Annotated in this window: 7 protein-coding genes and 1 pseudogene; 1 reads left to right on the plus strand and 7 read right to left on the minus strand. The window is 72.4% G+C overall.

The features are described from left to right. Nucleotides 1-172 precede the first annotated feature (172 nt). The 5 genes from MXD57_RS12405 to MXD57_RS12425 form a co-directional block, all read right to left on the minus strand. Nucleotides 173-1,246, minus strand: coding sequence for an aspartate-semialdehyde dehydrogenase (locus MXD57_RS12405; RefSeq protein WP_250401416.1), 1,074 nt, complete (start codon nt 1,244-1,246; stop codon nt 173-175). After that, complete coding sequence (locus MXD57_RS12410; protein WP_250401417.1) at nt 1,243-2,535, minus strand: aspartate kinase; 1,293 nt, start codon at nt 2,533-2,535, stop codon at nt 1,243-1,245. The genes MXD57_RS12405 and MXD57_RS12410 overlap by 4 nt, the downstream gene beginning before the upstream one ends. A gap of 159 nt (nt 2,536-2,694) precedes the next feature. Continuing rightward, the gene (locus MXD57_RS12415) at nt 2,695-3,354 is read right to left on the minus strand and encodes a DUF5063 domain-containing protein (RefSeq protein WP_250401418.1); all 660 of its coding nucleotides are present in this window, start codon (nt 3,352-3,354) and stop codon (nt 2,695-2,697) included. Beyond that, the gene (gene recR, locus MXD57_RS12420) at nt 3,347-3,946 is read right to left on the minus strand and encodes a recombination mediator RecR (protein WP_250401419.1); all 600 of its coding nucleotides are present in this window, start codon (nt 3,944-3,946) and stop codon (nt 3,347-3,349) included. Before recR ends, MXD57_RS12415 begins: the two co-directional genes overlap by 8 nt. A 111-nt stretch (nt 3,947-4,057) precedes the next feature. Continuing rightward, nucleotides 4,058-4,402 (minus strand): YbaB/EbfC family nucleoid-associated protein, encoded by a 345-nt coding sequence (locus MXD57_RS12425; protein WP_250401420.1) that lies wholly within the window; start codon nt 4,400-4,402, stop codon nt 4,058-4,060. A 275-nt stretch (nt 4,403-4,677) separates the two neighbouring features. Here MXD57_RS12425 and MXD57_RS12430 point away from each other — a divergent pair, with 275 nt between their 5' ends. Further along, a complete protein-coding gene (locus MXD57_RS12430) occupies nt 4,678-5,427 on the plus strand; it encodes an SLATT domain-containing protein (RefSeq protein WP_250401421.1) in 750 nt (249 codons plus the stop codon). 66 nt (nt 5,428-5,493) lie between these two features. Here MXD57_RS12430 and MXD57_RS12435 read toward each other — a convergent pair. Both MXD57_RS12435 and MXD57_RS12440 read right to left on the minus strand, forming a co-directional pair. Continuing rightward, nucleotides 5,494-5,769: pseudogene (locus MXD57_RS12435) on the minus strand (phosphate ABC transporter substrate-binding protein); the annotation flags it as partial. 117 nt (nt 5,770-5,886) lie between these two features. Further along, nucleotides 5,887-6,756 carry a hypothetical protein gene (locus tag MXD57_RS12440; RefSeq protein WP_308290720.1) on the minus strand — a complete coding sequence of 290 codons (870 nt, stop codon included), beginning with the start codon at nt 6,754-6,756 and terminating at the stop codon, nt 5,887-5,889. Between the last annotated feature and the right edge of the window lie 123 nt (nt 6,757-6,879).

Here is a 6,879-nt window from a genome sequence, read left to right on the forward strand (position 1 = left end):
CCACGCCGGAATCCTCACGCCCACGCCTCGCAAGGGTCACTGCAAAGACGCTCCCCGCCCTCCGCGCGGTTGCGGGGGACGGGGAGGAAAATCCTCTGACGCCGGGGAGCGCGGATCAAGTGGTTTGGACCATGCTCCCGGCCACATTCCTTACATGGATACTACAAACGATCTAGCCGCGGGGGACAGTGTCTTCCGCGATCTCCGCCGCCAGCAGTTCGGCGATCTGCGCGGTGTTCAGCGCGGCACCCTTGCGCAGGTTGTCCCCGCACACGAAGAGCTCCAGCGCGGTCGGGTCGTCCAGCGCGCGCCGGACCCGCCCCACCCAGGTGGGATCGGTGCCCACCACATCGGCGGGCGTGGGGAACTCGCCGGCGGCCGGGTCGTCGCACAGCACCACACCGGGCGCGGTGGCGAGGATCTCGCGCGCACCGTCGACGGTCACCTCGCCCTGGAAGCGGGCGTGGACCGTGAGGGAGTGCGTGGTGATCACCGGCACCCGGACGCAGGTGACGGCGACCGGCAGCGCGGGCAGCCCGAGGATCTTGCGGGACTCGTCCCGCACCTTCATCTCCTCCGAGGACCAGCCGTCCTCCCGCAGCGACCCCGCCCACGGGACGACGTTGAGCGCCACCGGCTCCGGGAAGGGCCCGGTGTCGTCCCCGACGGCCCGCCGCACGTCGCCGGGCTTGGTGCCCAGCTCGGTCCCGGCAACCAGCGACAACTGGGCCCGCAGGGTCTCCACCCCGGCCCGCCCGGCGCCGCTCACCGCCTGGTACGACGACACCACCAGCTCGCGCAGCCCGAACTCGGCGTTCAGCGCGCCCAGGGCGACGATCATCGACAGGGTGGTGCAGTTGGGGTTGGCGACGATCCCGCGCGGCCGGTTGCGCACCGCGTGCGCGTTGACCTCGGGGACGACGAGCGGGACGTCGGGGTCCATCCGGAAGGCACCGGAGTTGTCGACGACGACCGCGCCCTGCGCGGCGGCGATCGGCGCCCACTCCGCGGCGACCTCGTCGGGCACGTCGAACATCGCGACGTCGACCCCGGCGAAGGCGTCCTCCGTCAGGGCCGTCACCTCGATCGCCTCCCCGCGCACGGCCAGCTTGCGGCCGGCCGAGCGCGGCGAGGCGATCAGACGGATCTCGCCCCAGACGTCCGCGCGCTGGGACAGGATCTGGAGCATGACCGCGCCGACGGCTCCGGTCGCTCCCACGACCGCGAGCGTCGGCTTGCCGGTCATCGGCCGGTGCCCCCGTACACGACGGCCTCGTCGGTGTCGGAGTCGAGCCCGAAGGCGGTGTGGACGGCGCGGACGGCCTCCGGCACGTCGTCCTTGCGGGTGACGACCGAGATGCGGATCTCGGAGGTCGAGATCAGCTCGATGTTCACGCCGGCGTCGCTCAGGGCCTCGAAGAACGAGGCCGTGACGCCCGGGTTGGTCTTCATGCCGGCGCCGACCAGGGAGATCTTGCCGATCTGGTCGTCGTAGCGCAGGGACTCGAACCCGATGCCGCCCTTGTTGCGCTCCAGGGCGTCGATGGCCTTGCGGCCCTCGGTCTTCGGCAGGGTGAAGGAGATGTCCGTCAGACCGGTCGAGGCGGCGGACACGTTCTGCACGACCATGTCGATGTTGATCTGGGCGTCCGCGATGGACCGGAAGATCGCGGCGGCCTCGCCCGGCTTGTCCGGGACGCCGACGACGGTGATCTTGGCCTCGGAGGTGTCGTGCGCGACGCCCGAGATGATGGCCTGCTCCACCTTCTGCTCCCCTTGCTGCTGTGTCTTCTGCGCGACCGGCTCGCTGCTGACCCACGTGCCCGGCAGCCCGCTGAAGGAGGAGCGTACGTGGATCGGGATGTTGTAGCGGCGGGCGTACTCCACACAGCGGTGGAGCAGCACCTTGGAGCCGGAGGCCGCGAGTTCGAGCATGTCCTCGAAGGAGATCCAGTCGATCTTCTTCGCCTTCTTCACCACGCGCGGGTCGGCGGTGAACACGCCGTCGACGTCGGTGTAGATCTCGCACACCTCGGCGTCGAGGGCGGCCGCCAGGGCCACCGCCGTCGTGTCGGACCCACCGCGGCCGAGCGTGGTGATGTCCTTCTTGTCCTGGCTGACGCCCTGGAACCCGGCGACGATCGCGATGTTGCCCTCGTCCAGCGCGGTGCGGATACGCCCCGGCGTGACGTCGATGATCCGGGCCTTGTTGTGGACCGAGTCGGTGATGACACCTGCCTGGCTTCCGGTGAACGACTGGGCCTCGTGCCCCAGGTTCTTGATCGCCATGGCCAGCAGCGCCATGGAGATGCGCTCACCGGCGGTCAGCAGCATGTCGAACTCCCGGCCGGCAGGCATGGGTGAAACCTGCTCGGCGAGATCGATCAGCTCGTCCGTCGTGTCGCCCATCGCGGAAACGATGACAACCACCTGGTTGCCGTTCTTCTTCGCTTCCACGATCCGCTTGGCGACGCGCTTGATGCCCTCGGCATCGGCTACGGAGGAGCCTCCGTACTTCTGCACGACAAGGCCCACGTGCGCTCCTCGCTCGGTTCGTTTGTGTCGGCTCAGTTTACCGAGCGTCCGTTTTACGCCCCCCTGCTCCCGCATGGTGAGACGCCGGACGCCCGCAACCGGCGCCTGCCCAGCCGGGAGCGGAGCACTCGCAAAGTGCCCCGCGTCACACCGCGGCCGCTACTTCACGGGGCGCATGCCGAGGGGGCCGCCGATCTCCTCGGCCATGACACGGCCCGCCTCGAACTCCAGGGTCTCGTCGCCCATGCCCTGGTCGGTGTCGAGGCCGTCGAGCTCCTCGAGGGGCTGGTCGAGACGGACGTGGATGAGGACGGACTGCAGGGCGCGCAGCACGGCGGAGGCGGTGGGGCCCCAGTTGGAGAAGTAGGAGAACTGCCACCACCACAGGGCCTCCGTGGTGCGGCCCGAGCGGTAGTGGGCCATGCCGTGGCGCAGGTCGGTGATGATGTCGGCGATGTCGTCGGAGATCCGGGCCGGCACGGAGGCCTTGCGGGGCTCGTACGGGTCGAAGACCTCGGAGTAGACGTCGACGGGGTCCAGCAGGCGGGCCAGGTTCTCACGGAGCTCGTCCACGTCCCCCTCGGGACCGAGGTCGGGCTCGTAGCGCTCCTCGGGGACGATGTCCTCGTGGGCACCGAGACGGCCGCCGGCCAGCAGGAGCTGGGAGATCTCCAGGAGGAGGAAGGGGACCGTGGAGCCGGGCTCGTCCCCCCTCGCCACCTCCGTGACGGCGACCAGGAAGCTCTCGACCTGGTCCGCGATCTGGACCGAGAAGTCGTCCGGGTTCCGCGTCGAGTCGTGCAGCGTGGCGTCAGACATCTAGGAGTCGTCTCCCCTCGAAGGCGCGGCCGAGGGTGACCTCGTCCGCGTATTCCAGGTCGCCGCCCACCGGGAGGCCGCTGGCCAGGCGGGTGACCTTCAGGCCCATGGGTTTGATCATGCGGGCGAGGTACGTGGCCGTCGCCTCGCCTTCGAGATTGGGGTCGGTGGCGAGGATCAGCTCGGTGACCGTGCCGTCCGCGAGCCGGGCCAGGAGCTCCCTGATGCGCAGGTCGTCGGGTCCCACACCCTCGATCGGGCTGATCGCGCCGCCCAGGACGTGGTAGCGGCCGCGGAACTCACGGGTGCGCTCGATCGCGACGACGTCCTTCGGCTCCTCCACCACGCAGATGACGGACGGGTCGCGGCGCGGGTCGCGGCAGATGTTGCACAGCTCCTCCTGCGCCACGTTGCCGCAGACCGCGCAGAAGCGGACCTTCGCCTTGACCTCCAGCAGCGCCTGCGCGAGCCGCTTCACGTCGGCCGGCTCCGCCTGCAGGATGTGGAAGGCGATCCGCTGGGCGCTCTTGGGACCGACGCCGGGCAGCCGCCCCAGCTCGTCGATGAGGTCCTGGACCACGCCTTCGTACAACGGACTGCCCTTCCTGGAGACCTTTCGGTACGTACGGTAGTTGGCTGCCGCCCGTCCTAGGAAGGCGGTGGGGGTTTCGCCCGGGTGACGGGCACCGGAACGGCCGGCGGATCAGAAGGGCAGGCCCGGGATGCCACTGCCGCCGCCGAGACCCTGGGCCAGCGGGCCCAGCTTCTGCTGCTGGAGCGTCTGCGCGTTCTCGTTGGCCGCCTGCACGGCCGCCACGACCAGGTCCGCGAGGGTGTCGGTGTCCTCGGGGTCGACCGCCTTCGGGTCGATCTTCAGCGCCCGGAGCTCGCCGGAGCCGGTGACGGTGGCCCGCACCAGGCCGCCGCCCGCCTGGCCGTCGACCTCCGTGTTCGCCAGTTCCTCCTGCGCCCGCTGGAGGTCCTGCTGCATCTTCTGGGCCTGCTGGAGCAGCTGCTGCATGTTGGGCTGGCCACCACCGGGAATCACGATCAGCTCCTGGTTCCTCGTCCACTGCGTCGTCGTTCGCTGTGCACGAGCCTACGTGGTCTGCCCGGCCATCGCCGCGCCACTCTTTCGAGTGATTCCCGCGGCGACCCTATACCTGATCAAGGCGCTCTTCCGGGCGGAAAAGCCGGCAAAGCCGGGTCCCTGCCACCCATTGGGCGGTAGGAAGGGGGGCCGCGCGTCGGCATCCGGCGTCACACGGTGTGACGGGGGTGCGCGGTGCCGTGTTCGGTGTCGTGTTCAGTAGGGAGTGCCGGGTGGGTCAGCCGGAGATGCAGCCCGAGGGTCCGCCCCAGGACGGTCGGGGCGAAGGTCCGGCCGGACCGCGGCCGGGCGATCTGACCGGGCGGACCTTCCCGCTCGGGGACTGGGGCGAGCCCGCCGAACGCCTCGACGAGCTGTACCGGTGGGTGGAGCAAGGGGCGCTGCACACGGCCGCCTGGTACCTCGAGGACCGGGTGTGGAAGCGGCGGGGCGCACGGGCGCTGCGGGCCGGCGCGGCGACCGGGGCGGTCCTCGGGGCCGCGCTGCCCCTGCTGGACATGACCGGAGTGGTCGGCGGGGTCGCGCCCTGGGGCTACCTGGCGCTGCTTCTCGCGGTGGCCTGCGTCGGCGCCGACCGGTTCTTCGGGGTCACCTCCGGGTGGATAAGGGACGTGGCGACCGCGCAGGCCGTGCAGCGGCGGCTGCAGGTCCTGCAGTTCGACTGGGCCTCGGAGAGCGTCCGGGAGATGCTGGGCCCCGCGGAGGGCACGGCGAGCGAGGCCGCGGAGCGGTGCCTGGGGGTGCTGCGCCGCTTCTCGGAGGACGTGCAGGACCTGGTGCGCACGGAGACGGCCGACTGGATGGTGGCGTTCCGCACCGGGTCGGCGCCGCTCGGCATCCAGACCGCGATGGCCTCCGGCATGCGGGCGGAGCCGGCGGCCCCGGCGGGCCGGCACCACCTGCCGCCCGCGAACGGCGCCCGCCCGAACATGCCCCGCCAGCGCCCCCCGGAGCCCCGGTAGGCCGCGGGTCACCGGCCCAGCCGCAGTCCCTCCGGCGTCCGGCCCGGCGCATGGCCGTGGTGGGGAGTCGTCGCGGTCGATGCCCTGTGAGCCGTCGTTCTCCGGTCGGAGCGGTACGAGGGTCGCGTCGGCCATGTCCGGCACCTCGTCGAAGAGGCCGAGCCGGCGGTCGGCCCGGCCCGAACGGACGTCGTCGCCTACCGGGTTGTCCATCTGCACCCGGCAGCCGATCCTCTCGCGGCGCGGCACCCGGCGCTCCTACCAGACCATGCCGGCGGGCGCGACGATGCCCAGCACCGCCGTGCCGACGGCCACGACGTTCTCCGCGCTCAGCCACTCCATGGACGCCCCCGCCACTCACCGGAGTCGGATGGTGGGGTCACGGTACGCGCGCTGCGGGGCGGGAGACGGACCCGTCCGCCGAGCGTTCGACCAGCGTGCCGTGCGCGGGATCTCCGCTCACCGCCTGGTGTACGTCAGGCTCTCGCCGCCGCCCGCCCTCGCTCGCTTCAGCCGTCCGTCCGGGAGCAGGGTGACCTCGGTGGCCTCGCCCGGGGAGCAGGACGACATCGGCTCGCCGCTGCTCACCGTGGACGGCCCGATCTCCAAGGGACCTCCGTCGCGCGGCTGTTCGGCCAGGGCGGCCTCGAAGACGCAGTGGTACGTGCCGCCGCCCTCGCCGGGACCGTCCGCGACCAGGGTGAGGATCTTGTCGCCGACCTCGCCCTGTCCGATGGTCAGCCGGCGGGCGTTGGCGCCGCTCGCGTTGTCGATGCTGGTCTCCCAGGTGCCGAGGAAGGCGGCGGGGACCGTGCCGTCCTCGGCGGCGGGCGACGCGGAGGCCGTCGGTGTGGGCGTGGGCGCCGGGGAGGTGACCGGCGGAGCGCTCGTGGTGCCGGTCGGCACGGGTCCGGCGCCGGCGGTGTCACCGCCGCCGTGCACCATCAGCGCGTACACCGAGCCCCCCGCGCCCAGCGCCACCACCAGCGCGATCACGACGAGCAGCGCGGTGGACCGGCCGCCCGGGCGCTCCGGCTCCGGCCCCCCGGTGAACGGCGGCGGGCCGTGGGGCGGGGTGGAACCGAGCCCGCCGTAGGGGGTGTACGGCTGCCGCGGGTGACCGTGGCCGGCGGCCGGGAACTGCGGATGCTGCTGGGCCCGCGGCGGACCGCCGTAGCCGTACGCGGCGGCGGGGGCGTGGGCGGGAGGGGCCGGGGGCGCTCCGGGCGGCGGGGTGTACGCGGCCGCCACGGTCGGCAGGTGATCGGCCGCCGCGCCTCCGGCGCCGGGCCCGCCCGGTGGCGGAGGCGTCGGGGCGTCGTCGGCCACGGGGGAATGCTCGGGCGGCCCTCCGGCCCCCGGCGCCCACCCGCCGCGAGAACCCCCGCCCCGCCCCGTGCCAACAGGACCGGCCCGGTCACCAGCGCCCGCGGGGCCACCCGCGGCCGGGGC

This window comes from Streptomyces cellostaticus (genome assembly GCF_023630175.1).
In the GTDB taxonomy this organism is placed as follows: domain Bacteria; phylum Actinomycetota; class Actinomycetes; order Streptomycetales; family Streptomycetaceae; genus Streptomyces; species Streptomyces cellostaticus_A.